The organism is Nocardia alni, assembly GCF_019038435.1.
In the GTDB taxonomy this organism is placed as follows: domain Bacteria; phylum Actinomycetota; class Actinomycetes; order Mycobacteriales; family Mycobacteriaceae; genus Nocardia; species Nocardia alni.
Window position 1 is genome coordinate 1 of the sequence record NZ_JAGPOX010000017.1, and the last position, 22,373, is coordinate 22,373.

General features: G+C 66.6%; 18 protein-coding genes and 1 tRNA gene. 9 read left to right on the forward strand and 10 right to left on the reverse strand.

What is annotated here, in order from left to right; all coding sequences use genetic code 11:
• Together JZ791_RS09225 and JZ791_RS09230 are read right to left on the reverse strand one after the other, a co-directional pair.
• The coding region (locus JZ791_RS09225) for a phospholipid carrier-dependent glycosyltransferase (RefSeq protein ID WP_216893795.1) at window positions 1-625 on the reverse strand (625 nt) is incomplete at its 3' end.
• A 617-nt stretch (window positions 626-1,242) separates the two neighbouring features.
• Complete coding sequence (locus JZ791_RS09230; RefSeq protein WP_216893796.1) at window positions 1,243-1,662, reverse strand: hypothetical protein; 420 nt, start codon at window positions 1,660-1,662, stop codon at window positions 1,243-1,245.
• Between the two features lie 139 nt (window positions 1,663-1,801).
• On the opposite strand from JZ791_RS09230, the gene rsmI reads away from it, so the two are divergent.
• Window positions 1,802-2,650 (forward strand): 16S rRNA (cytidine(1402)-2'-O)-methyltransferase, encoded by an 849-nt coding sequence (gene rsmI, locus JZ791_RS09235; RefSeq protein WP_308162860.1) that lies wholly within the window; start codon window positions 1,802-1,804, stop codon window positions 2,648-2,650.
• Window positions 2,651-2,935: 285 nt separating this feature from the next.
• Here rsmI and metG read toward each other — a convergent pair whose 3' ends face one another.
• Window positions 2,936-4,495, reverse strand: a complete 1,560-nt coding sequence (gene metG / locus JZ791_RS09240) for a methionine--tRNA ligase (RefSeq protein WP_216893797.1) — start codon at window positions 4,493-4,495, stop codon at window positions 2,936-2,938.
• Window positions 4,496-4,626: 131 nt separating this feature from the next.
• On the opposite strand from metG, the gene JZ791_RS09245 reads away from it, so the two are divergent.
• The gene (locus tag JZ791_RS09245; RefSeq protein WP_216893798.1) at window positions 4,627-5,454 is read left to right on the forward strand and encodes a TatD family hydrolase; all 828 of its coding nucleotides are present in this window, start codon (window positions 4,627-4,629) and stop codon (window positions 5,452-5,454) included.
• A 262-nt stretch (window positions 5,455-5,716) separates the two neighbouring features.
• The gene (locus JZ791_RS09250; protein WP_216893799.1) at window positions 5,717-6,847 is read left to right on the forward strand and encodes a resuscitation-promoting factor; all 1,131 of its coding nucleotides are present in this window, start codon (window positions 5,717-5,719) and stop codon (window positions 6,845-6,847) included.
• Between the two features lies 1 nt (window position 6,848).
• On the opposite strand, the gene JZ791_RS09255 is transcribed toward JZ791_RS09250, so the two are convergent.
• The gene (locus JZ791_RS09255) at window positions 6,849-7,616 is read right to left on the reverse strand and encodes an SDR family NAD(P)-dependent oxidoreductase (protein WP_216893800.1); all 768 of its coding nucleotides are present in this window, start codon (window positions 7,614-7,616) and stop codon (window positions 6,849-6,851) included.
• 303 nt (window positions 7,617-7,919) lie between these two features.
• Here JZ791_RS09255 and JZ791_RS09260 point away from each other — a divergent pair, with 303 nt between their 5' ends.
• The 3 genes from JZ791_RS09260 (at window position 7,920) to rsmA (ending at window position 11,235) form a co-directional block, all read left to right on the forward strand.
• Window positions 7,920-9,086, forward strand: coding sequence for a lipase family protein (locus JZ791_RS09260; protein ID WP_216893801.1), 1,167 nt, complete (start codon window positions 7,920-7,922; stop codon window positions 9,084-9,086).
• 104 nt (window positions 9,087-9,190) lie between these two features.
• Window positions 9,191-9,631: a hypothetical protein gene (locus JZ791_RS09265; protein ID WP_216893802.1), complete on the forward strand. Its 441-nt coding sequence runs from the start codon at window positions 9,191-9,193 to the stop codon at window positions 9,629-9,631.
• 722 nt (window positions 9,632-10,353) lie between these two features.
• Entirely contained in the window at window positions 10,354-11,235 is an 882-nt protein-coding gene (rsmA, locus tag JZ791_RS09270; protein ID WP_216893803.1) for a 16S rRNA (adenine(1518)-N(6)/adenine(1519)-N(6))-dimethyltransferase RsmA, read from the forward strand.
• A gap of 635 nt (window positions 11,236-11,870) precedes the next feature.
• On the opposite strand, the gene JZ791_RS09280 is transcribed toward rsmA, so the two are convergent.
• Together JZ791_RS09280 and JZ791_RS09285 are read right to left on the reverse strand one after the other, a co-directional pair.
• Window positions 11,871-14,105, reverse strand: coding sequence for a heavy metal translocating P-type ATPase (locus tag JZ791_RS09280; RefSeq protein WP_216893804.1), 2,235 nt, complete (start codon window positions 14,103-14,105; stop codon window positions 11,871-11,873).
• Between the two features lie 292 nt (window positions 14,106-14,397).
• On the reverse strand, window positions 14,398-14,604 hold the full coding sequence (locus JZ791_RS09285) for a heavy-metal-associated domain-containing protein (protein WP_216893805.1): 207 nt from the start codon (window positions 14,602-14,604) through the stop codon (window positions 14,398-14,400).
• A gap of 162 nt (window positions 14,605-14,766) precedes the next feature.
• On the opposite strand from JZ791_RS09285, the gene JZ791_RS09290 reads away from it, so the two are divergent.
• On the forward strand, window positions 14,767-15,687 hold the full coding sequence (locus tag JZ791_RS09290) for a 4-(cytidine 5'-diphospho)-2-C-methyl-D-erythritol kinase (protein ID WP_216893806.1): 921 nt from the start codon (window positions 14,767-14,769) through the stop codon (window positions 15,685-15,687).
• A 69-nt stretch (window positions 15,688-15,756) separates the two neighbouring features.
• Window positions 15,757-15,830 (forward strand) — tRNA-Met (locus JZ791_RS09295).
• A 44-nt stretch (window positions 15,831-15,874) separates the two neighbouring features.
• Here JZ791_RS09295 and rfbD read toward each other — a convergent pair.
• Genes rfbD through JZ791_RS09310 form a run of 3 tightly spaced genes read right to left on the reverse strand, consistent with a single transcriptional unit; the run spans window position 15,875 to window position 19,283 of the window.
• On the reverse strand, window positions 15,875-16,735 hold the full coding sequence (gene rfbD / locus JZ791_RS09300; protein ID WP_216893807.1) for a dTDP-4-dehydrorhamnose reductase: 861 nt from the start codon (window positions 16,733-16,735) through the stop codon (window positions 15,875-15,877).
• Window positions 16,732-18,063, reverse strand: coding sequence for a lipopolysaccharide biosynthesis protein RfbH (gene rfbH, locus JZ791_RS09305; RefSeq protein WP_216893808.1), 1,332 nt, complete (start codon window positions 18,061-18,063; stop codon window positions 16,732-16,734). The genes rfbD and rfbH overlap by 4 nt, the downstream gene beginning before the upstream one ends.
• Complete coding sequence (locus JZ791_RS09310) at window positions 18,060-19,283, reverse strand: glycosyltransferase (protein WP_216893809.1); 1,224 nt, start codon at window positions 19,281-19,283, stop codon at window positions 18,060-18,062. Before JZ791_RS09310 ends, rfbH begins: the two co-directional genes overlap by 4 nt.
• A gap of 813 nt (window positions 19,284-20,096) precedes the next feature.
• Between JZ791_RS09310 and JZ791_RS09315 the strand changes: the two genes are divergently transcribed.
• Window positions 20,097-21,884 carry an ABC-F family ATP-binding cassette domain-containing protein gene (locus JZ791_RS09315; RefSeq protein WP_216893810.1) on the forward strand — a complete coding sequence of 596 codons (1,788 nt, stop codon included), beginning with the start codon at window positions 20,097-20,099 and terminating at the stop codon, window positions 21,882-21,884.
• Between the two features lie 24 nt (window positions 21,885-21,908).
• Here JZ791_RS09315 and JZ791_RS09320 read toward each other — a convergent pair whose 3' ends face one another.
• Window positions 21,909-22,295 (reverse strand): nitroreductase family deazaflavin-dependent oxidoreductase, encoded by a 387-nt coding sequence (locus tag JZ791_RS09320; RefSeq protein WP_216893811.1) that lies wholly within the window; start codon window positions 22,293-22,295, stop codon window positions 21,909-21,911.
• Between the last annotated feature and the right edge of the window lie 78 nt (window positions 22,296-22,373).

Consider the following 22,373-nt stretch of genomic DNA (forward strand, 5'->3'; position numbering starts at 1 on the left):
GCCCCCACACACTCACCCCGATCCGCCCCCGCGCATCCGCCCGCGCCAACCGCGCCCGCACCTGATCCCGATCCACGATCAAACACCCGAACGCCGCCAGCACGAACAACGCCTGAAAAATATCCAGCATCCCGATCCGCGAGGCCACGAACGTGGTCCCATCACAAATCAACAACAACCCCGCGACCCCACCCAACATCGTCGAACGAGTCATCCGCCGGGTAATCCGAACCACCAGCAACACCAGGAGACAGCCGAATACGGCCGCGGAGATCCGCCAGCCGATCGGCGTATACCCGAAGATCGCCTCGCCCAGCGCGATCATCTGCTTGCCCACCGGCGGGTGCACCACCAACCCGTAGGCGGCGTTGTCCTCGATGCCGCCGCCGGTGACCATCTGCCAGGCCTGCGGCGTGTAATGCTTCTCGTCGAAGACCGGCGTCCCCGCATCGGTCGGATAGTTCAGCATGGTGAACCGGGTGATCGCGGCGAGCGCGGTGAGGATCGCGGTGACCGCCCATCCGCGCCCGCGATCGGTGGGGCCGAAGTCGGAGGTGGGACGCAAGGGCGCCGGACTGGATAGGCCCGCGCCGATCGCCGCCCGTACGTCGGTCAATTGGGTCACGCCGATGCCTCGCTGGTACTCGACCTCGGCGCGTCCCAAGGGTGCTGCGTCCGTTGGCTCGCCTGCAAGCTCGCTCTCGCCGTCTGCTCGCCGTCGCTCGGCCTTGCCGCGTCCGAAGGGTGCTGTGCCTGCCGGTTCGCTCGCGAGTTCGCTCTCGCCGTCTGCTCGCCGTCGCTCGGCCTTGCCGCGTCCGAAGGGTGCTGTGCCTGCTGGTTCGCCCGCAAACTCACTCTGGTCGACGCCTCGCTGGCGCTCGACCTCGGCGTGCCCCAAGGGTGCTGTGCCTGCTGGTTCGCCCGCAAACTCACTCTGGTCGACGCCTCGCTGGCGCTCGACCTCGGCGCGCCCCAAGGATGTTGTGCCCGTTGGTTCGCTCGCAAACTTGCTCTGGCCGACCTCTTGCCGGTGTCCGGTCTGGGCGCCCCCCAAGGACGCCGCATCCGTTGGTTCGCTCGCAAGCTGCCCGCCGAGACCCTCGGTCTCGACGTGCCCCCAGGGCGCTGTGTCACGGGTTTGCTCGCAAGCTGGCTCACGCCGCCCGAGTCTAGGTGGTTCCGTTCTTGCTGGCTCTGCCGCAGACCGGCGGGCATCGCGTCACGACGGTCGCCCGCGGGGGCTTATTTCTCCTCGGTGGACTGATCGCTCGTCGACCGGGACGTGCTGTCGCTCTTGTCTTGGTTGCTCGGTTGATCGCATTTCGAGGCGCCGCCGTGCTGATGGCAGTTCGTACCCTTGGCATGGGGGTCGCGGGTGCCGGACGACCGATCGTGATCGCGGTCGTTTCTGCCGGGCTGATCAGCGATCCGCTGGGCGATCGTGCCGACCAACTGGGCCATGCTCTTGAACGCCTCGTCGGCGTCGTCGTAGAGGTCGTCGTTGCTGGTGGCGGTCTGGGCGAGGACCGTGCCGGTGGCCTGCCGCTGGCCGCCCATGGTGTCGCCGAGCGTGCCTGCGCCTGCCGTCGCGGGCGGGACGAACAATGCCGATACCAGCGCCGTACCGCCGACGAGCCCGGCCAGTGGTCCTGAAATGTGCACATGGCCTCCAGATGTTCGGTAGTCGGGCATTGACGCAAGAAAGAACTCTCCAGTCGGATTTTTCCTCGAGGATCACCCGGGCCCGGGGACCTTCGACTCGACACGCCTCGGAAAAACCCCACGACCTAGGGTGGTCGGCGTGGATACGGTGGCGCGGACGGGTCGGTTGGTGCTGGCGGCAACGCCGATGGGGGAGGTGGGCGACGCTTCGCAGCGGTTGCGCGAGGCGCTCGGATCCGCCGAGGTGGTCGCCGCGGAGGACACCCGCCGCACCCGGGCGCTGGCCAAGGCGCTCGGGGTGGAGATCAGCGGGCGGGTGGTGAGCTTCTACGACCATGTCGAGACGGCCCGGATCCCGATGCTGCTGGAGGAGATCGCGGGCGGGCATACGGTGCTGCTGGTCACCGACGCGGGGATGCCGTCGGTGAGCGATCCCGGATATCGCATGGTCGCCGCGTGCGTCGAGCGGGAGTTGCCGGTGACGTGCCTGCCCGGCCCGTCCGCGGTGACCACGGCGCTGGCCCTGTCCGGCCTGCCGATGGAACGGTTCTGCTTCGACGGTTTCGCCCCGCGCAAGGGCGGCCAGCGCAAGCAGTGGTTCGCCACTCTCGTGGCCGAACCCCGCGCGATCGTCTTCTTCGAGGCCCCGCACCGCCTGGCCGACTGTCTCGCCGACGCCGTCGAGGTGCTCGGCCCTGCCCGGCGCGCCGCGGTGTGCCGCGAGCTGACCAAGACCTACGAGCAGGTCGTGCGCGGCACTCTGGGCGAACTCGCCGAGTGGGCCGTCGAGGGCGCCCGCGGCGAGATCACCGTAGTCCTCGAGGGTGCACAACCGGTCTCGGCCGAACCCGCCGACCTGGTCGACCGAGTAGAAGACCTGGTAACCAAGGGTTTACGTCTCAAGGACGCCTGCGCGGAGGTCGCGTCTTCGACCGGAGTATCCCGGCGCGAGCTGTACGACGCCGTCCTTGCCGCCCGCACCGACTGACATTTCCGCAGACCTGCCCGGCCTGGAGCTACATTCTTCGCGTCGAACCGTCCGCTTTCCGACCGATCGTGTCGAAAAATGTAGCGGTAGGCCGGTTGTCCTGCGCGTGGTGGCGTGCAATCGGCTCATAGACGCAGTGTGGTCGCGGCCGTGCACTTGACCGGATCATGGGCGCGGTATCGGGTTGGCGTGGAAGAACCGGCCTCCCGCTACATTTTTCGGGCGTGATCGTCCGAAACCGGAGTCTCGAGGCCGAAAAATGTAGCGGTAGGCCGGGATCCACGCTCAGTTCTTGGGCTCGATGTACTTCGGGAACACCACGGTCGGTTCGGGCAGGGCCAGGCCCGGCTCGATCGGGGTGGGGATATCGGCGAAGGTGCGGTCGGTCTGACCCAGCAGGTCCAGGATCCGGCCCGAGGAGCCGGGGATGATCGGCTGGACCAGGATCGAGACGATGCGCAGCACCTCCAGCGTGACGTACAGCACCGTCGCCTCGCGGGCCAGGTCCTCCGGAGTTCCCGACTTGGCCAGCGCCCACGGCTGCTGGGCGGAGAAGTACTTGTTCGTCTCGCCCAGGGTCAGCCAGATCGCTTCCAGCGCAAGGTGAATCTGCTGCTGGCCGAATTCGGCGCGGCACTTCTCCAGCAGACCGTTCGCGCGGCTCAGCAGTTCGCGATCGGCATCGGTGAACTCACCGGGCGTCGGCACGGTCGAATTGCAGTCGCGGGCAACCATTTTCAGGCTGCGCTGGACGAGGTTGCCGTATTCGTTGGCCAGGTCGGCGTTGATCCGCCCGACGATCGCCTCATGACTGTACGAGCCGTCCTGCCCGTAGGAGATCTCGCGCAGCAGGAAGAAGCGAACCGCGTCCAACCCGTAGGTGTCGACCAAGGCGAGCGGGTCGACCACATTGCCGACCGACTTGGACATCTTCTCGCCCTTGTTGTACAGAAACCCGTGCACGAACACGCGCTTCGGCAGATCCAGTCCGGCGGACAGCAGGAACGCGGGCCAGTACACGGTGTGGAACCGCGTGATGTCCTTGCCGATGATGTGCAGATCGGCGGGCCAGAACTTGCGGAACGACGCGGACTCGGTGTCCGGGAATCCGGCGCCGGTCAGGTAGTTGGTCAGCGCGTCCACCCACACGTACATCACATGCGCCGGATCGCCCGGCACCGGCACACCCCAGTCGAAGGTGGTGCGCGAGATGGACAGATCCTTCAGCCCGGCCTTGACGTAGCTGACGATCTCGTTGCGCCGGGTGGAGGGCGCGATGAATTCCGGATGCTGCTCGTAGTGCGCGAGCAGCTTGTCCTGGTAGTTGGACAGCCGGAAGAAGTAGTTCGACTCCTCGGTCCACTCCACGGGCGTGCGGGTCTCGGTGGACACGCGGACGCCGTCCTCGCCGACCGTCGTCTCCTCGTCGGTGTAGAACGCCTCGTCCCGCACCGAATACCAGCCGGAGTAGGTGTCGAGGTAGATGTCGCCCGCGGCCCGCATCCGCTCCCAGATCGCGATCGAGGACGCCTGATGGTCCTCGTCGGTGGTGCGGATGAAGCGGTCGAACGATACGTCGAGGGCCTTGTCCAGGCGCTCGAACACATCGGAGTTGCGCGAGGCGTACTCCTGTACCGGGACGCCCGCGGCGCGCGCGGCCTGCTGCACCTTCTGACCGTGTTCATCGGTTCCGGTCATGAAGTACACCTCGACATCGTCGAGGCGCTCGAACCGTGCCAGCGCGTCAGCGGAGATGTACTCGTAGGCATGCCCGATGTGCGGCGCACCGTTCGGGTAGGCGATGGCCGTGGTGATGTAGAAGGCGGGGCGTTCGCGTTCACTCATGGTGGTTCTACTGTAATCAGTGTCCCCTGACCGCTCGCGCGAATATCCCCTCGTGCAAGGTGGTACCGCGAGAAGGCCCATGCGAGCCGGCTCCGCGAGTTCCGCCGGCTCACCGTCCCCCGAAGGTATCGATGCCCGCCAAACGTCCCGCCCCCGAACTGCCGGAGCCGCTGTCCCCGCTCGTCGACGCGCACACCCATCTGGACGCGTGCGGCGCGTCCGATGCGGAATCGGTTGCGGCGATAGTGGATCGGGCCGCCGCGGTGGGCGTCGGGCGGGTGGTGACGGTCGCCGACGATCTGGACGCCGCCCGGTTCGCGGTGCGTGCCGCGCACTGGGACGAGCGCGTGTACGCAGCCGTCGCGCTGCATCCGACCCGGGCCAACGTCCTGGACGACGCGACCAAGACCGAATTGGAGAAGCTCGCCGCCGATCCCCGCGTGGTCGCGGTCGGCGAGACCGGCCTGGACTACTACTGGCCCGGCAAACTCGACGGCTGCGCCGGGATCGAGGATCAGGTCGAGGGCTTCCGCTGGCATATCGACCTGGCCAAGCGCCTGGGCAAACCGCTGATGATCCACAACCGGGAGGCGGATCACGACCTGCTGACGGTGCTGCTGGACGAGGGCGCACCCGATACCGTGATCTTCCACTGCTTCTCCTCCGACGCCGCGATGGCGCAGGCCTGTGTGGAGGAGGGGTATGTGCTGTCCTTCTCCGGCACCGTCAGCTTCAAGAACGCACACGAGTTGCGCGAGGCCGCGACGCTCGTGCCCGATCACCAGATCCTGGTCGAGACCGACGCCCCCTTCCTGACCCCGCACCCCTTCCGCGGAGCGCCGAACGAGCCGTACTGCCTGCCGTACACCGTGCGTGCGCTGGCGCAGGCGCGTGGGCAGGACCCGGTTCGACTCGCTGAACTCACCACTGCTAATGCTCAGCGCCTGTATCGGCTCTGATTCTCGCCGTGTCGCACATCCGTGCCGCGAGTGGTGATTTTGCAGGATTGTACTCCGGTAAACATACCAAAAATAGTGGCGTACATCACACCGGGCCCGTTCGAGATGCGATCTCGCTCTCATACTCACTACGATGACGGCGGTCGTTATGAAGTTGCGTCGCTGATACTGCTTCGTGATGTGGAAAATGCCTGCTCCAACTGCGGTGGTTGCCGGGCCCTGACCCCCTCGTTATCGTACTGTGACAATGCCGGAGTCTTCGATGTCCGCATTCGCGCGGATCAATTCGTCGCGATCGTCGATGTTGTACACGGCGATCGCCGCGTTGCTGATCACGTTGATCGCGGGTGCCGGGCTGGCCATCATCGACCGCAAGATCATCACTGTCGTCGTCGACGGCCAGCCGACCACGGTGTCGACCATGGCCGTGCATGTGCGTGGCGCCTTGAAATCCGCCGGCTACTCGGTCACCGACCGCGACGCGGTCTCACCCGGGGGCGATAAGGACGTGGTGAACGGGGCCACCATCACCCTGCATCGGGCCCGTCCGATCTCGCTGGTCATGGACGGCACGCCGCAGCAGGTGTGGACCACCGCCGACAATGTCGCCGACGCGTTGGCGCAGCTGAAGATCCCCGGCGATGTCTTCGTCTCGCCGTCCCGGCCGACGCCGCTGCCGCTGGCGGGCGCCTCTCTCGATATCACCAGCCCGCACGTCGTCCTGCTGGCCGACAACGGCCACAGGGCGCAATACGTGCGCCTGGCCGCGCCGACCGTCGGGCAGCTGCTCCAGGTGCAGGGTGTGCCGCTGGCCAATCAGGATTCGGTGGTGCCGTCCGCCGACACCCCGCTGACCGACGGCATGACCATCACTGTCACGCGCAGGCGGGTGGTGAACCGGACCGAGCGGGTGCCGCTGGATCCGCCGCCGAACGTCATCAAGGACGCGACCATGAATATGGATCGCAGCGTCCTGGTGAATCCGGGTAAGTCCGGTGTGCAGGACGTGACGTACGCGGTGTCGATCGTCAACGGCGTCGTGGCGGACAAGAAGCCGATCTCCAGCACCGTCATCGTGCCCGGTCAGGCCAGGACGGTGCGGCAGGGCGCCAAACCGGGTACCGAGGTGCCGCCGATCAAGAACGGACCGATCTGGGATCTGCTGGCCAAGTGTGAATCCGGCGGCAAGTGGTCGGACAATACGGGCAACGGGTTCTACGGTGGGGTTCAATTCGACCAGAACACCTGGGCGCGTCAGGGCGGGCTGCGATACGCCCCGCGTCCGGATCTGGCCACCCGCGAGGAACAGATTACGATCGCGACGGTGACCCAGGAGCGCCAGGGCTGGCATGCGTGGCCGGCCTGCACCGCGCACCTGGGTATCGGTCAGTGATTCACATCAGCGCGCCGCCGTCGACCCGGATCTCGGTGCCGGTCATATAGCGGCCCTCCTTGGAGGCGACCATCGCGACCACGCCCGCGATATCCTTCGGGTCGCCCAGCGCGCCGCCGTTGATCCAGCCGGTCAGCCGCGCCATCAGGCTCCAGTCCGCGTCGGGGGGCAGGTTCAGGCCCGAGGTGATGCCGGTGTTGATGCCGCCGGGCACGATATTCACCGCGCGCAGGCCCTGTTTCACGTATTCCAGCGCCAGCGAGTGGGTCAGCGCGTTCACCCCGCCCTTGGAGGCCGAGTACGCGGCCATATAGGGATTCGAGCCGAAGGCGGCGGTCGAGGAGAAGTTCACGATCACCGGATGGTCGTTCGCGATCAGCGTCGGGAGCGCCGCGCGGCACATCAGGAAGGTGCCGGACAGGTTCACCCCGATGACCTGGTTCCACTCCTCGAACGCCATCTCGTGGGTGTGCGCGCAGCGCATGATGCCCGCGGCGTTCACCAGGACGTTCAGGCTGCCGAGGAACTCCAGGGCCGCAGCCCAGCCCTCGCTCACCGAGTCCGGATCCGAGACGTCGATGCGCACGGTGTGCAGGCGTTCGCGGTCGGCTTCCGCCGCGGCCTCGACGGTCTGCTTCAGCCCCGTTTCGGCGACATCCGCCGCGACCAGGGTGGCGCCCTCGGCGAGCAGGCGCAGGGCCACGCCCTGTCCGATACCTGAGCCGGCGCCCGTCACGAGCACCCGTCGTCCCTCGAACCTGCGCTCCATTGCCAACCTCTCGACTGTGCGGGTGAGATCCGGTGAGTCGTCTCTCACCCCGAAACTAGAACGTGTATCAGTGTGCGTCAATGTCGGGGACGTACCGCGGTATTCGGCGAGACTCGTCTGTGCTGTGCTGTGCTGTGCTGTGCTGTGCTGTGCTGTGCTGTGCTGTGCTGTGCGGTGCGGTGCGGTGCGGTGCGGTGCGGTGCGGTGCGGTGCGGTGCGGTGCGGTGGCCTCATCCGGTTCTCTCGTGAAAAATCGCTACGGTTCGGTCCGATAATCGGCCGATGAGACGGTGAGGTGTTCGCATGCGATTGCTGGGCCAGTGGGGGCGGGTGATCATCGCCGGAGCGGTCGCGGCGGGGGCGGTGCTGGCGGTGTCCGTGGCGCCCGCCGCCGCCGATCCGCCCGGCACCGCGATCGACGTCGTTCCGCAACCCGCCGGATGGCACGGCGTGGCGGGTAGCTCGATCATCGACTATTGGACGAGCGAATCGAACGGCACGCCGCAGCGGGCCAGCGGTGCGCTGTTCGTCCCGCCAGGTCCCGCGCCCGCCGGCGGCTGGCCGATCATGGCCTACGACCACGGCACCTCCGGGCTGGGACCCAATTGCGGCGGCGTGTCCGATCCGGCCACGCGAGTTCTGACGTGGGGGGCCGAGGATCAGGTGCTGCGGTATTTCGTGTCCCGGGGATTCGCCGTCGTCGCACCCGATTACCTCGGGCTCGGCCGGTTCGACACCGGGCCACATCCCTATCTGGAGCTGAAGTCCGAGGCCACCGCGACGATCGACCTGGTCCGGGCGGCGCGCGCGACCCACCCCGCCCTGTCGCGGACGTGGGCGGTCATGGGCGAGTCGCAGGGCGGGCAGGCGGCACTGGGAACCGCCCACCTACAGCGCACCTACGCCCCCGACCTGGACTTCCGAGGCGTCATCACGCTGGATCCCGCGTCCGACCTCGAGGATGTGCTGCCCGCGGCCGGTCCGTGGGTGCCGAATATTCCGGGAAGCGGCGGGAACGACGCCACCGGCTACATTGCGATGATCCTGGTCGGACTGCGAGAGACGCATCCGGAGGTGAACGTTGACAGCTATCTGAGCCCCCGGGGCCGCGAGCTGGTCGACGGCATCGGCGGACTGTGCTTGCGCGACATCGTGTCCCGGGCGCACGGGGCCTCGATCGGTGATCTGCTCTCGCGCCAGCTGACCACGCCCGCGTTCCACACCGCCCTCGCCTCGTATATGGCCGTGCCGACCAGCGGTTACAACGCCCCGATCCTGCTGCTGACCAACGCCACCGACACCCAGGTGCCGTCCCCCCTACACGCGGCCCTGGCCGCCCAGTTCGCGGCGAACGGTGTGGACTTCCGGACGGTCGTCGGCACCGGCCAGCACTGCGATATAAGCCCACAGATGTGGTCGGCCATCGCCGCGTTCGACACCCGCATCCTGTCCACTCCGACGAAGCCCTAGCGAATCAGCAGAACACCCCCTCGCCGCCCGCATCTCGGCTAGACCGACGAGGCCGTAGTTTTCGACCTTGCCGGTCGGTCCTGGGGCGTCTTACGGTGGTCGGCATGACCCGAATCGACATCGAGGATCTGCCTGCGGCCACCGTCGATGTACTGCGGCGCAGAGCACAGGCCGGGGGCAGATCGACCGTCGCGCAGATACGTTCGGAGTTGATCGAACTCGCCCGCCGACCCGTGGCGATCGATGCGGTGGTGGACTTCCTGGAATCCGAGCGCCCGGTGAATCTGGAGGTCGACACCGATGCCGTGGCCCTGATCCGGGTCTACGGCCTGCCGATGGAGGCAGTGAGCGTGCTCGTCCGCCGGGCCGGAGCGTCCGGCGTGCCGATCGCGGACTACGTACGGACAGAACTGATCACACTGGCTCGCCGCGGGTCGGAGCGAGACGCACTGCTGGAGTTCGAGGAGGCGACCCGGCAGAACCCGAACCTCGACCTGAACATGGACGCTATCGCCGCCTCAGTCCGATACGCCCGCGCCATCTGATCGACAGGCGATGGCTGCCGAGGACGATCGATGACCATGGCTGCGGGAACAGACGGCCCGTACTCGTCGCGGGCCGATTCGGGACGTGTTTGTGGGTAGGTCGGTCGCCGACTGTGTTGGTGGGCGCTGGCCATTCGCGCTCCTGGGCGGATTGCTGGGGTTCGAATAGCCTGCGGGTGGCTGGATCGGTGGATTCGGACGGTCAGGGCGGTGGATTCGGACGGCATTGCCTCGATAGCCCTTTCGCATCAACGAATTCGGACGGCACGTCCAGCGCCGCTGACGATGTCGCATCGGTGCGGGTCGCAACCAGATCGACAGGTCGAGCGCGGCTATTACCTTGCTCGATGCCGTCGGAATTCGCCGTCCTAGCCACTGCGGGGCAGGCCCGCGTCGGTTTGATACGGCCGTGCAGTATGAGTGGCGGAAGACGCGTGGTGGTTGGGTAGGTCGGTTGTCGACTGTGTTGGTGGGCATTGATCACCTGTGCTCGGGGCGGGCTGCCGGCATTCGAGGGGACTGCGGGCGGCGGCCGTGTCGAGCTGTTGTGCCTGTGTTGTGCGGTCGGTCCCGGTCTCGTCCGTTTGGTCGGTCCGGTCGGGGTGTTCGGCTTGCGCCGACGCTGAGCTGGGTGGTTTCGGTGTATGTCGAGGTGCGGCGGGGTTTTCTGAGAACCGGTGCGGTGGTCGGCGTGGGGTGCTGGGGTTGATAGGTTTGCGGGCATGCCCGAATCCGTCGTTGCTGCCCGTGGTCAGGCCGAATTGCTCGGGCCGGCCGAGGTGCGTGTGCTGGCGGAGCGGTTCGGGGTGCGCCCTACCAAGCAGTTGGGGCAGAACTTCGTGCACGATGCGAATACCGTGCGGCGGATCGTGGCGGCGGCTGGAGTCGGGCGCGAGGATGTGGTGCTCGAGGTCGGGCCGGGGCTGGGGTCGCTGACGCTGGCGCTGCTGGACGTGGTGGATCGGGTCGTTGCGGTCGAGCTGGATCCTGTTCTGGCGCGGCATCTTCCCGAAACGGTGGCCGATCGTGCGCCCGAGCTGGCGCAGCGGCTGGCAGTTGTGCCCGGTGATGCGTTGCGGGTGCGCGCGGACGAACTGCCCGCCGCGCCGACCGCGCTGGTCGCGAACCTGCCCTATAACGTCGCGGTGCCGGTGCTGCTGCATCTGATGGCCGAATTGCCCAGTATCACAACGGCCCTGGTGATGGTGCAGGCCGAGGTCGCGGACCGGCTGTCGGCCGAACCCGGGTCGCGGATCTACGGCGTGCCGAGCGTCAAGGCCGGATTCTTCGGCACCGTCCGCCGGGCGGGATCCGTCGGACGGCAGGTGTTCTGGCCGGTTCCCCAGGTCGAGTCCGGGCTGGTGCGGATCGACCGCTACGCCGAGGCGCCCTGGTCGTTGGACGAGGTACACCGCCGCCGTGTGTTCGCGGTCGTCGACGCAGCCTTTGCCCAGCGTCGCAAGACATTACGCGCGGCTCTGGGAGGTTGGGCAGGTTCGCCAGCCGAGGCCGAGAAGCGCCTGGTCGCCGCGGGAATCGAGCCCACCGCGCGAGGGGAGACCCTCGACACCGCAGCGTTCGTCCGGCTCGCTGCCCAAAGCTGACGCGCATGCCATTCGTTCAGTGTCGCAAGATATTACGTGCGGCTCTGCGGGGTGGGCAGGTCGTCTGCTGAGGCCCAGAAGCACTTGGTCGCCGCGGGAATCGAGCTGACCGCGCGGGGGGAGACTCTCGACATCGCGGCGTTCGTCCGGCTTGCTGCGCAAGGGTTTACGCGCCTACTACGTGCGCGTTCGGGCAGCGCACGCGAGATGCCGAGCACCGGCCTCCTGCTACATTTTGCCCTCGAAATTGTCCGGAACCGGACTTCTGAGCCTACAAAATGTAGCAAGAGGCCGGGTTTCAGAAGACGGATATCCCATGGCGGCTTTCGATGATGACTGTTGATACGCCCAATTGGTCGAGCGGGCCATCGCTTTGGCATGCTGACGTCCGCCGATTTTCGTAGTTCAGGCGGAAGGCATGTGAGATGCAGAGAACCGGCCTCCCGCTGCATTTTTCCGGTGGAATCGTCGGAAACCAGAGTTTTGGGTCCACAAAATGCAGCGAAAGGCCGGGCTTTGGGTCTTTTCCAGCTGGACAGGAAAACCTACGGTGACGGCATACCGAGCTGCTGAGGCGAGGTCGCATGCTGTCGACCGGAGTCTTTGGCTGTGGATTTATTGTGAGGCTGGGGAATTCAGTCGTGGAAGCGGCGTAGGCGCAGGCTGTTGCTGACCACGAAGACGCTGGACAGGGCCATTGCTGCGCCTGCGAGCATGGGATTGAGCAGGCCGGCGGCGGCCAATGGGATGGCCGCGACGTTGTAGCCGAAGGCCCAGAACAGGTTGCCCTTGATGGTGCGCAGGGTGGTGCGTGAGAGGCGGATGGCGCTGGCGACGGTGCGCAGGTCGCCGCGTACCAGGGTGATGTCACCGGCCTCGATCGCCACGTCGGTGCCGGTGCCCATCGCCAGGCCCAGGTCGGCCTGGGCCAGGGCGGCCGCGTCGTTGACGCCGTCGCCGACCATCGCGACCACCTTCCCCTCGTCTTGCAGCCGCTTGACGACGTCGAGCTTGTCACTGGGCAGCACCTCGGCGATCACCTCATCGATGCCGACCCGGTCGGCGACCGACCGCGCGGCGGCGGCGTTGTCGCCGGTCAGCAGCACAGGGGTCAGGCCGAGGGCGCGCATCTGAACGACGGCGTCGGCGCTGGTCGGTTTGATCGCGTCGGCGATCACCAGCACACCTCGGGCCACGCCGTCCCAGGCGACCACGATCGCCGTACGTCCGGCGGCTTCGGCGTCGGATTTGGCCCGCGCCAACGTATCCGGCAGCACGATCGACCAATCCTCCAGCAGGGCAGTGCGTCCGATGACGACCGCGCGCTCACCCACCAGACCCTGCACGCCCTTACCCCCGTGATTCACGAACTGCCGCACCGGATCCGGTGTCAGCCCGCGTGCGGCGGCCCCGGTGACCACGGCCCGTGCGAGGGGATGTTCCGAGCCGTGCTCCACCGACGCGGCCACCGCCAGCAACTCGCCGGGATCGGTTCCACCGTCCGGGACGACCTGCGCGAGGCTCATGGTCCCAGTGGTCACCGTGCCGGTCTTGTCCAGCACGACGGTGTCGATCCGGCGGGTCGACTCGAGTACCTGCGGCCCCTTGATCAGGATGCCCAGCTGCGCGCCGCGGCCGGTGCCGACCAGGAGCGCGGTGGGCGTGGCCAGGCCCAGCGCGCACGGACAGGCGATGATCAGCACCGCGACCGCCGCACCGAACGCGGTCGCCACCGACGCACCCGAGACCAGCCAGCCGATCAGCGTGACCGCGGTGATCGCGAGCACGATCGGCACGAACACTCCGGCGACCCGATCGGCCAGCCGCTGCACGGGAGCCTTGCCGTTCTGGGCCTGCTCGACGAGGGTGGCCATCTGCGCGAGCTGGGTGTCCGCGCCGACGCGAGTGGCACGCACGGTCAGCATGCCCCCGGCGTTGACCGTCGCGCCGACCACCGCATCGCCGGGCGCGACCTCCACCGGCATCGACTCTCCGGTCAGCAGGCTCATATCGATGGCCGAGCTGCCCTCGGCGACAACACCGTCGGTGGCGACCTTCTCGCCCGGACGCACCAGGAACAGTTCCCCGGAACGCAATTCGGCGATCGGCACCCGGACCTCGCGGTTGTCCCGTAGTACCGCGACGTCTTTCGCGCCCATCTCCAGCAGAGCCCGCAGTGCGGACCCGGCCCGCTCCTTGGAGCGGGTCTCGAAATACCGTCCGGCCAGGATGAATACGATCACCCCGGTCGCGACCTCGAAGTAGATGTTGGAGGCCGCGCTGGTGCGTTCGACCGCGAGGCTGAAACCGTGTTTCATGCCCGGCATTCCGGCATCGCCGAAGAACAGCGCGTAGACCGACCAGGCGAACGCGGCCAACGTGCCCAGGGAGATCAGCGTGTCCATGGTGGCCGCGCCGTGCCGCGCATTGGACCAAGCGGCGCGATGGAATCCCGCGCCGCCCCAGAACACCACGGGCGCGGCCAACGTCAGCGAAAGCCATTGCCAATTGCGGAATTGCAGCGCCGGGATCATCGCCATCGCGACGACGGGCAGCGCCATCGCGAGCGTCAGCAGCAATCGGTTGCGCAGCGCAGTGGCGGGCGAGAGAGCCGAATCCTGGTGTATCGCAGGAGGTTCAGCGGGCGCGTGCACCTCGGCGGTGTATCCGGTATCCACCACGCGCTCGATGAGCTGCTGCGGGGTCACCGAGTCGGGGTAGCTGACCTTCGCCTTCTCCGTGGCGTAGTTCACGGACGCGGTGACGCCCTCGAGCCGGTTGAGCCGCTTCTCGATCCGGGCAGCGCAGGAGGCGCAAGTCATCCCGCCGATCGCCAGTTCGATCGACTGCTCGGACACCGGCGCGCTCATAACCTCTCTACCCTTTCTCGACTGCATTTCGACCTCCAGCGGGTTTTCGGCGCGGAGGCCTACCATTCCCGCCGCCACCGCAAGCTCCGCCGACTCACCTTCCCCGGATGGTTCGATCCACCCGGCAAGCTCCGCCGACGGTGTTCTCACAGGGTTCGTCAGCCGGGCACTGCTCCTTTGTCACCTACACAGCGGCACTCAACCGATCAGCCGCACCGACAACTCCACTGCTATCGGATCCACCCGGTGGGTTCCAACACACGGAGAGCTCCGCGGGGCATGTGACCGGTGATCAGCTGGCGAGTTCGTAACCCGCCTCGTCGACGGCGGCGGCGATCGCGGCGTCCGAGACGGGAGCCTCGGCGGAGACCTCTACGCGTCCGGTGGGCAGGTCCACCTGAACCCCGGTGACACCTGTGATCTTGCCGATCTCCTTCTGTACTGCGGATACGCAGTGACCGCAGGTCATCCCGGTGACGGTGTAGGTGCTGGTCGCCATGATCGGCTCCTTCGTACGTTATACGGTGAGGGGGTACCCTCGGACGCTTCCGAAGGTACCCCCCATGGGTACCCGGTGCAAGTGGGCTCCATCACGGCGCCGGGGCGCGCGAGCAACCGTCGCGGCGACATATGTGCGCAACGCCCATTACGCTTGGGGCTCGTGCTTTCAGTTGTCCCCAGCCCCGTGGTCGTCCGGGCACCCTCGAAGGTGAACCTGCACCTCGGTGTGGACGACCTGCGCGCCGACGGGTATCACGAACTCACCACCGTGTTCCAGGCGCTGTCGCTCAGCGACGATGTCGAACTCACCCCGGCCGCATCGCTGTCGGTGCGGGTCACCGGCGAGGGCGCCACCGAGGTGCCGACCGACCGGACGAATCTGGTGTGGAAGGCCGCGGTGCTGCTGGCCCACCGGGCCGGGCGCGCACCGCTGGTGGAGATCGCGATCCGCAAGGGTATCCCGGTGGCAGGCGGAATGGCCGGGGGCAGTGCGGATGCCGCGGCCGCCCTGGTCGGTTTGAACGAACTCTGGAATGTGGGCCTGACGCGCGACGAATTGTCCGTGCTCGCCGCCGAATTGGGCAGCGATGTGCCCTTCGCGCTCTACGGCGGTACGGCGCTGGGACGCGGACGCGGGGAGAAATTACTCCCGGTGTTGTCGCGCAGCACCTTTCACTGGGTGCTCGCATTGTCCCGGGACGGCCTGTCCACGCCCTCGGTATTCCACGAGCTCGACCGGCTGCGGGTGCACGGCGATCCGCCGCGCCTGGGTGGACCGCAGGAACTCTTGCAGGCGTTGGCCTCCGGCGATCCGGCGCAACTGGCCCCGCTGCTCGGCAACGATCTGCAGGCCCCCGCGCTGTCGCTGCGCCCGGACCTGCGCCGCACTCTGCGGGCAGGCACCACCGCCGGGGCACTGGCCGGATTGGTCTCCGGCTCCGGACCCACCTGTGCGTTCCTGTGCGCGAGCGAGGAGAACGCCATCGCGGTGGCCGCCGAACTGTCGGGCGCGGGCGTGTGCCGCAGCGTCCGCACGGCCAGCGGCCCGGTCCCCGGGGCCCGCGTCATCGGCGAGAAATGACCGCGTAAAACGGCTGGTGTACTGGCGATTCGGCGTATCCGACACGGTAGTGTAGGGTAGTAATTACGACGCGGGATGGAGCAGCTCGGTAGCTCGCTGGGCTCATAACCCAGAGGTCGCAGGTTCAAATCCTGTTCCCGCTACTGGTGAGAAACGCCTTCGGAACTATGGTTCCGGGGGCGTTTTTCTATTCGAAGGGCGTTGACATCATCGCACGGTGTAATGCGTCACGCCAGTGCGGTAGCGGCTGCAGTCCGTGATCGATCCATGATGCGTCCGACAGCACGGCATTTCGCGGGCGGTCCGCGGCGGATCGGAAGTCCGTTGTCCGGCACGGACGCAGAAGATCGATATCGAAGCCGGCTTCTTCGACGATCGCACGGGCGAATTCGAATTTCGACGCCGCGCCCGACGAGGTCGCATGCGTCAGCAAGGGCGGATCGGGATGTGTGACGAGTTCGGACAATGCGGACACGAGGTCGTCGGTATAGGTCGGGGAGGCGATCTGATCGGAAACGACCGCAACGGATTCGCCGCGCGCGCATTTCGAGACGAGCGCGGCCGGGAATCCCTTGGCCGCCCCCGAATGCAGCCACATCGTGCGGACGATGAGCGCATCGGGGAATTCCTCGCGTACGGCGTGTTCGCCGGCCAGTTTGGATCTGCCGTACGCGTTGATCGGCGCGCTGGGCGACGAGGTCTCGTATGGTCCGGGGGCGGCGCCGTCGAAGACGTAGGCGGTGGAGATGTGTACCAATCGCGCTCGTTTCCTGGCACAGGTTCGGGCCAGCAGTCCGGCGCCGAAGGCGTTGATCGCGTATGCCCGATCGATATCGGTCTCGGCGGCATCGACGGCGCCGTATGCCGCGCAGTTGATCACCACGTCGCCGGTGACGATGGTTTCCTTCAGCGCACCGGCATCGGTGATGTCGAGTTCTTTCGAGCCGAGTCCGACGACCGTCCGGGTGGCATTGCGGAAAGGGCTGTCGGGACTTGTTATCCGGGCACCGAGCAGGCCGTTCGCGCCGGTGACGAGGACCCTGATCACCGTGTCTCCCCGAGCGAGGAGACCGGGGATCGCTGGTAGCCCGCGACGAACTCCCGGATGGAAGCGACCATGTAATCGATCATCTCGTCGGTGATCCCGGGATATACGCCGACCCAGAAGGTGCGGTCGGCCACCTGATCACTGACGGTCAGATCTCCGGAAATGCGATGCGAAATGCCGGAGTAGGCCGGATGGCGCAGGAGGTTCCCGGCGAACAGACCGCGGGTCGCGATCCGGCGGCTCTCCAGGAAATTGACGATGCCGACACGATCGAAGGGGGCGTCCGATGTGACGGTCATCGCGAACCCGAACCAGCTCGGGTTGCTGTAGGGCGTCGGTTCCGGCAGGCGCAGGTGGTCGATTCCGTCGAGTTGCTCGCGCAGCCTGGCCCAGTTGTGTCGTCTGGCAGCGCAGAAATCATCCAGTTTCGCCAGTTGGGACAGGCCCAGAGCCGCTTGCAGATCCGTCGCCTTCAGGTTGTACCCGATGTGCGAATAGATGTATTTGTGGTCGTATCCGTAGGGCAGGCCGCCCAGTTCGAAGCCGAATCGCCTTCCGCACCTGTTGCTTTCGCCCGGCTCACACCAGCAGTCGCGTCCCCAGTCCCGCAGGGACTTCACCACCCGGGCCAGGACCAGATTGTCGGTCAGCACGCAGCCGCCCTCGCCCGTGGTCACGTGGTGGGCCGGATAGAAACTGACGGTCGACAGGTCGCCGAATGTGCCGGTCGGCCGCGACCGATATGTCGATCCGACCGCGTCACAGTTGTCCTCGATCAGGAACATGTCGTGTTTGCTGCACAATTCGGCGATTTCCGCGATCGGAAAGGGGTTGCCGAGCGTATGAGCCAGCGCCACCGCCCGGGTTCGCGGACCGATGGCCGCTTCGATCGCCTCCGGTGTCACGTTGTACGTGCGCTCATCGATGTCCACGAACACCGGTTCGAGGCCGTTCTGCACGATCGGGTTGACCGTTGTCGGAAATCCCGCCGCGGCGGTGATCACCTCGTCTCCCGGGCGCAGCCGCGCATCGCCCAATTCCGGTGCGGTCAGCGCGGTGATCGCCAGCAGGTTCGCCGACGATCCGGAATTGGTCAGCCGCGCCTTGCGCGTGCCGATCCTCCTGGCGAACGAGGTCTCGAATTTGTGTGCCAGGGCGCCCGCGGCGATCCGCATGTCCACCGCGGCCGCGGCGAGTGCTGTCTTGTCATCGGCGTCCAGACATGCGCCCGATGATTGGATTTCGGTGACACCGGGCACGAAAGGAGGCTGCGCCTGCTGCTCGTGGAACTCTCGAATGGTCCTGAGCAGATCGTCTCTGTCGATCATTCGACGTCAGCTCCCCCGATGAGGCGCCGCAGGTCGCCGGCGAATGCGGTCTGCCGGGGCAGCGCCCGCATATGTCGCTGGAGTTCTCTGGTGGCCTGTCGGTAGGAGGTGTCGGCCAGTATCTGTTCGCATGCGGTCTGCACGTCCGGCTGGGTGACCGTGTCCGGATCGATTCGAATGCCGGTCCCGAGCTTTTCGCACCGCAGGGCGTTCCCGGGGTGGTCGGCGAAGAAGGGCAGCAATACCTGCGGCACTCCGCACGTGATCGTGTCGCGAATCGAATTCAAGCCGCCGTGGGTGATGAACAGGTCCACCTTCTCCAGCACCAGTGACTGGGGAACACGCGACATCGTGTGTATATGCGGCGGCAACGAGCGGAATATGTCCTGATACTGCGTCGGCAGCGCGGCCAGAACCGAGCACTCCAGCTGGCTCAGCGCGGCGAATATCTCCCCGTAGATTTCGGTCGAGCGCAGCATGAATCGCGTGGAACGCGGCCCGATCGAACCCATCGAGAGGTAGACGATCGGCCTGTCCTCGGGCAGTTGGGTGAAAATGCTGGGCAACCGCTCGTCATGGCGTGCGGGAAGTTCGTGCCCGTAGCGAACGAGCGGTGCGTCGAAGTCCGCGTGATTGAACTCTGCCGGGGTCAGCGAAACCGTGAGATGACGCAGGATTCCGGGTGTCGGCGGCTCCGGTCCGAGCCCGAGCCGCGACCGCAGCGCGGTCAGCCCGGGGCGGACGACCTCCTGGTGGAGGCGTTGCACGACCGCTTCCAGCGGGCCGATGTCGACGACGACGTGCGGTATTCCGAGCGCCTCCGCGGCCAGATATCCGCCGAATTCGGTGCATTCGTGCACTATCACGTCCGGCCGCCAGCGCTCGGACAGCTCCAGCACCTTGTCGGCGACGTATCCGGCGACGCGCGCGGAGGTGAATTCCGTCATGAGTGCCCGGTCGAAGGCCGCCGCACCCCCTTCGAGCAGGGCGCCGAAGACGACGGTGTCGAACTCGGGGTCGAGCCACGAGGGGCCGATATCCACGGTCCGCACGCCGTACTTGTCGTGCAGCCACGTGGCCCACTTGTCCGGCACCACGACCCGTACATCGTGGCCGAGTCCGCTCAGCGCCTCGACGAGCGTGACCAGCCCGCGGAAATGTGATTCGATCGGATTGATGGTGACCAGCACCCGCATGCGGTCGTCAGCGTCAATGGTCATCGAGGTACCGCCCATCATGAGTCCTGAAATGCCAGGTACAAGCGCCGCCCTCGGGGTGGCCGTAGGAGCATTTTGGCAGGATAAGCCGGAGCCTGAAGCCCTTTGGTGAATCAAGGAGAGGGGCTCTTGTGTGAATGATGTCCAAATCCATTGCAGGGCAAGATCATCGAGAGCAGCGCCGCCAATATTCCGCTACCGCAGCATATTCGGGACATTTTCCTCTACCCGCCGACAGTCGGCTCCGAGTTCGCTCGAATCCGCCCTGCCCGGAGTCTATGTGATACGCGGTCCGATCCGCTGGATGCCGCTACCGAGTACGAGTCCGGGATCGCCGGCGGCCTTACGGCAAACTGCCACTGCGACAGTCGTTCCGCGACAGGAAAGCGGCGTGATCTCGCTCACGATCCGAGCGTGCTCGCGGTATCGCCGCGAATCGATGGCATCGGCTTGGGGCGGAAACACCTTGTCCAGCAGGACGCTGTCGATCACGCGCAGTGTCGAGAGCGCCACGCCCACAGGCCGGTCGCCGGCTTCGCCGTGACGGGCGGGTAGGCGGCTGCCGAAACCGTGTGGTAGGCGGGCGTGGTCGACGGCAGGTGGCCACATAGCTGGAATCAAGATCGCCGCACATATGCAAAGCCCAGCTTATCAGTCTAGGCTGAGGTTTTTAGAGGCGGAACGTATGGCACGTCGCATACCCGTCTCAGGGGCGGATTCGGGGGCCGGTCCGGGCGTGAGAGCATGGGTGGCTTGTGCGAACGGCGCGATTCGCCGTGTGTACGGGCCGGAGTTGTGGAGAGGCGGAGGAGCCCAGTGGCTAACCTGATCAACCTGGAGCAGGTCGGCAAGAGTTTCGGAATCACGCCCCTGCTGGACGACGTGTCCCTCGGCGTGCAGGAGGGGGAGCGGATCGGGGTCGTCGGCCTCAACGGCGGCGGTAAGACGACGCTACTGGAGGTGCTGACCGGGATCGAGGCGCCCGACAGCGGGCGGGTGAGCAGGGTGAACGGGCTGCGGATCGCGGTGGTCACGCAGCGCGGGGTGCTTCCCGACGGTGCGACGGTCGGCGATGTGGTGCTGGCGGGGTTGGCCGACGATCAGCTGACCGACGGCGTCGCCGAACACGAGTGGGCGGCCAATTCGCGCATCCGCACTGTCATCGAGGGGATCGGCATCGCCGGGCTCGGCATGGACACCCAGGTCAACGGGCTGTCCGGCGGTGAGCGCCGCCGAGTCGCGCTGGCCGCCGCCCTGGTTCGTGAGCTGGATCTGCTGGTGCTGGACGAGCCGACCAACCACCTGGACGTCGAGGGCGTGCAGTGGCTGGCCGCGCATCTGCTGGCTCGCCGCAGCGCGCTGGTGGTGGTCACCCACGATCGCTGGTTCCTGGACACCGTCGCCACCCGCACCTGGGAGGTCGTGGGCGGCAAGGTGGAAAGCTACGAGGGCGGCTACAACGACTGGATCTTCGCCCGCGCCGAACGCGCGCGCCAGGCCGACGCCACCGAGGCTCGCCGCCGCAATCTCGCGCGCAAGGAACTGGCCTGGCTGCGTCGCGGCCCGCAGGCTCGCACCTCCAAGCCGCGCTATCGGATCGACGCCGCCGAGGCGCTGATCGCCGATGTGCCGGCCCCGCGCGATACCGTCGAACTGGCCGCGTTCGCGCGAAAGCGCCTGGGGCGCGTGGTGGTCGAACTCGAGGACGTCACACTCTCGACCCCGGACGGCCGGGAATTGGTGCGCGATCTGACCTGGCGTCTGGCCCCCGGCGAGCGGGTCGGTCTGGTCGGGGTGAACGGGTCAGGCAAGACCACGCTGCTGCGCGCGCTGGCCGGTGATTCGGATCTCGCGGCGGGCAAGCGGATCCAGGGCCAGACCATTCGGATCGGTTGGCTGCGGCAGGAACTCGACGACTTGCCCACGAATATGCGTGTGCTGGAGGCTATCTCCGATATTGCCGAGCGAATCACGCTGGGCGACAGGGAGGTCAGCGCCGGGCAGATGGCCGAGCGGCTCGGATTCTCGCCCGCCAAGCAGCGCACCCCTGTACGCGACCTGTCCGGTGGCGAACGCCGCCGGTTGCAGCTCACCCGCATCCTGATGGCCGAGCCGAACGTCCTGCTGCTCGACGAGCCCACCAACGACCTGGACATCGACACCCTGCAACAGCTCGAGGACCTGCTCGACGGCTGGGCGGGCACCCTGGTGGTGATCAGCCACGACCGCTATCTGATCGAGCGCATCTGCGACTCCACCTGGGCGCTGTTCGGCGACGGCAAACTCACCAACCTCCCCGGCGGTATCGAGGAATACCTGCGCCGTCGCGCGGCCCTCACGACCCAGACCGCCGCAGGACCGGCGAATTCCCCTGCCCCCGCGACGGATTCGGCCGCCTACCGCGCATCCCGCAAGGAATTCTCCCGCCTCGAACGATCTCTGGAGAAACTCACCGAACGCGAGGAGAAACTGCACACGGCGCTGGCCGAGGCCGCGACCGACCCGGACCGTCTGGTCACCCTCGGCACGGAACTCAAACAGGTGCAAGCTGAGAAGAATTCGACCGAGGAGCGCTGGCTGGAACTCGCCGAGGAGGTCGGCTAGTACGGGAGTGGTTCCGATACCGCGTCATCCACGGTGTAGTTGGAGAGCGGACTCGACCCCGAAACGTTTCAGCAGACGCTGCGTCTTCGGCGGGAAGTAGCTGTTCGCCACGTCCATGGGAAGTACTTCGGGCTTGTCGACCGCGTAGGAACTACCACCGATGACGAGCGTAGCCGAACCCTGGGCAAGGACGTTTCGCAGCCAGTCGGTGCGTTCACCGTAGGGCAATGCGATCACGAAGCTGCTGTCACGCTCGACGACCGTGACAGGTGTCTGATAAGCCTGACCCGACCGGCGCCCGACATGATGGATCACCGAGGTGCCGGACCCCTGTTTCCCGGCCGACCGCAGTGCCAGCGACCGTGGAAGTTTGGTGAACCGGCGCATCGCATTCTGGAACGAACCTTTCATGCACCCAGGGTGTACCGCCGACTGGGAATCAGGAAGAGCCGAAGTGCTCCCCAACGACCCCGACCCTTCGCGATCGTC

Bases quoted from the DNA above. Each gene is read 5' to 3' on its own strand.
- metG (WP_216893797.1), bottom strand. From the start codon at position 4,495: ATGAGTGAACGCGAACGCCCCGCCTTCTACATCACCACGGCCATCGCC.
- JZ791_RS09245 (WP_216893798.1), top strand. From the start codon at position 4,627: ATGCCCGCCAAACGTCCCGCCCCCGAACTGCCGGAGCCGCTGTCCCCG.
- JZ791_RS09250 (WP_216893799.1), top strand. From the start codon at position 5,717: ATGTCCGCATTCGCGCGGATCAATTCGTCGCGATCGTCGATGTTGTAC.
- JZ791_RS09255 (WP_216893800.1), bottom strand. From the start codon at position 7,616: ATGGAGCGCAGGTTCGAGGGACGACGGGTGCTCGTGACGGGCGCCGGC.
- JZ791_RS09260 (WP_216893801.1), top strand. From the start codon at position 7,920: ATGCGATTGCTGGGCCAGTGGGGGCGGGTGATCATCGCCGGAGCGGTC.
- JZ791_RS09265 (WP_216893802.1), top strand. From the start codon at position 9,191: ATGACCCGAATCGACATCGAGGATCTGCCTGCGGCCACCGTCGATGTA.
- rsmA (WP_216893803.1), top strand. From the start codon at position 10,354: ATGCCCGAATCCGTCGTTGCTGCCCGTGGTCAGGCCGAATTGCTCGGG.
- JZ791_RS09280 (WP_216893804.1), bottom strand. From the start codon at position 14,105: ATGAGCGCGCCGGTGTCCGAGCAGTCGATCGAACTGGCGATCGGCGGG.
- JZ791_RS09285 (WP_216893805.1), bottom strand. From the start codon at position 14,604: ATGGCGACCAGCACCTACACCGTCACCGGGATGACCTGCGGTCACTGC.
- rfbH (WP_216893808.1), bottom strand. From the start codon at position 18,063: ATGATCGACAGAGACGATCTGCTCAGGACCATTCGAGAGTTCCACGAG.
- JZ791_RS09310 (WP_216893809.1), bottom strand. From the start codon at position 19,283: ATGACCATTGACGCTGACGACCGCATGCGGGTGCTGGTCACCATCAAT.
- JZ791_RS09320 (WP_216893811.1), bottom strand. From the start codon at position 22,295: ATGAAAGGTTCGTTCCAGAATGCGATGCGCCGGTTCACCAAACTTCCA.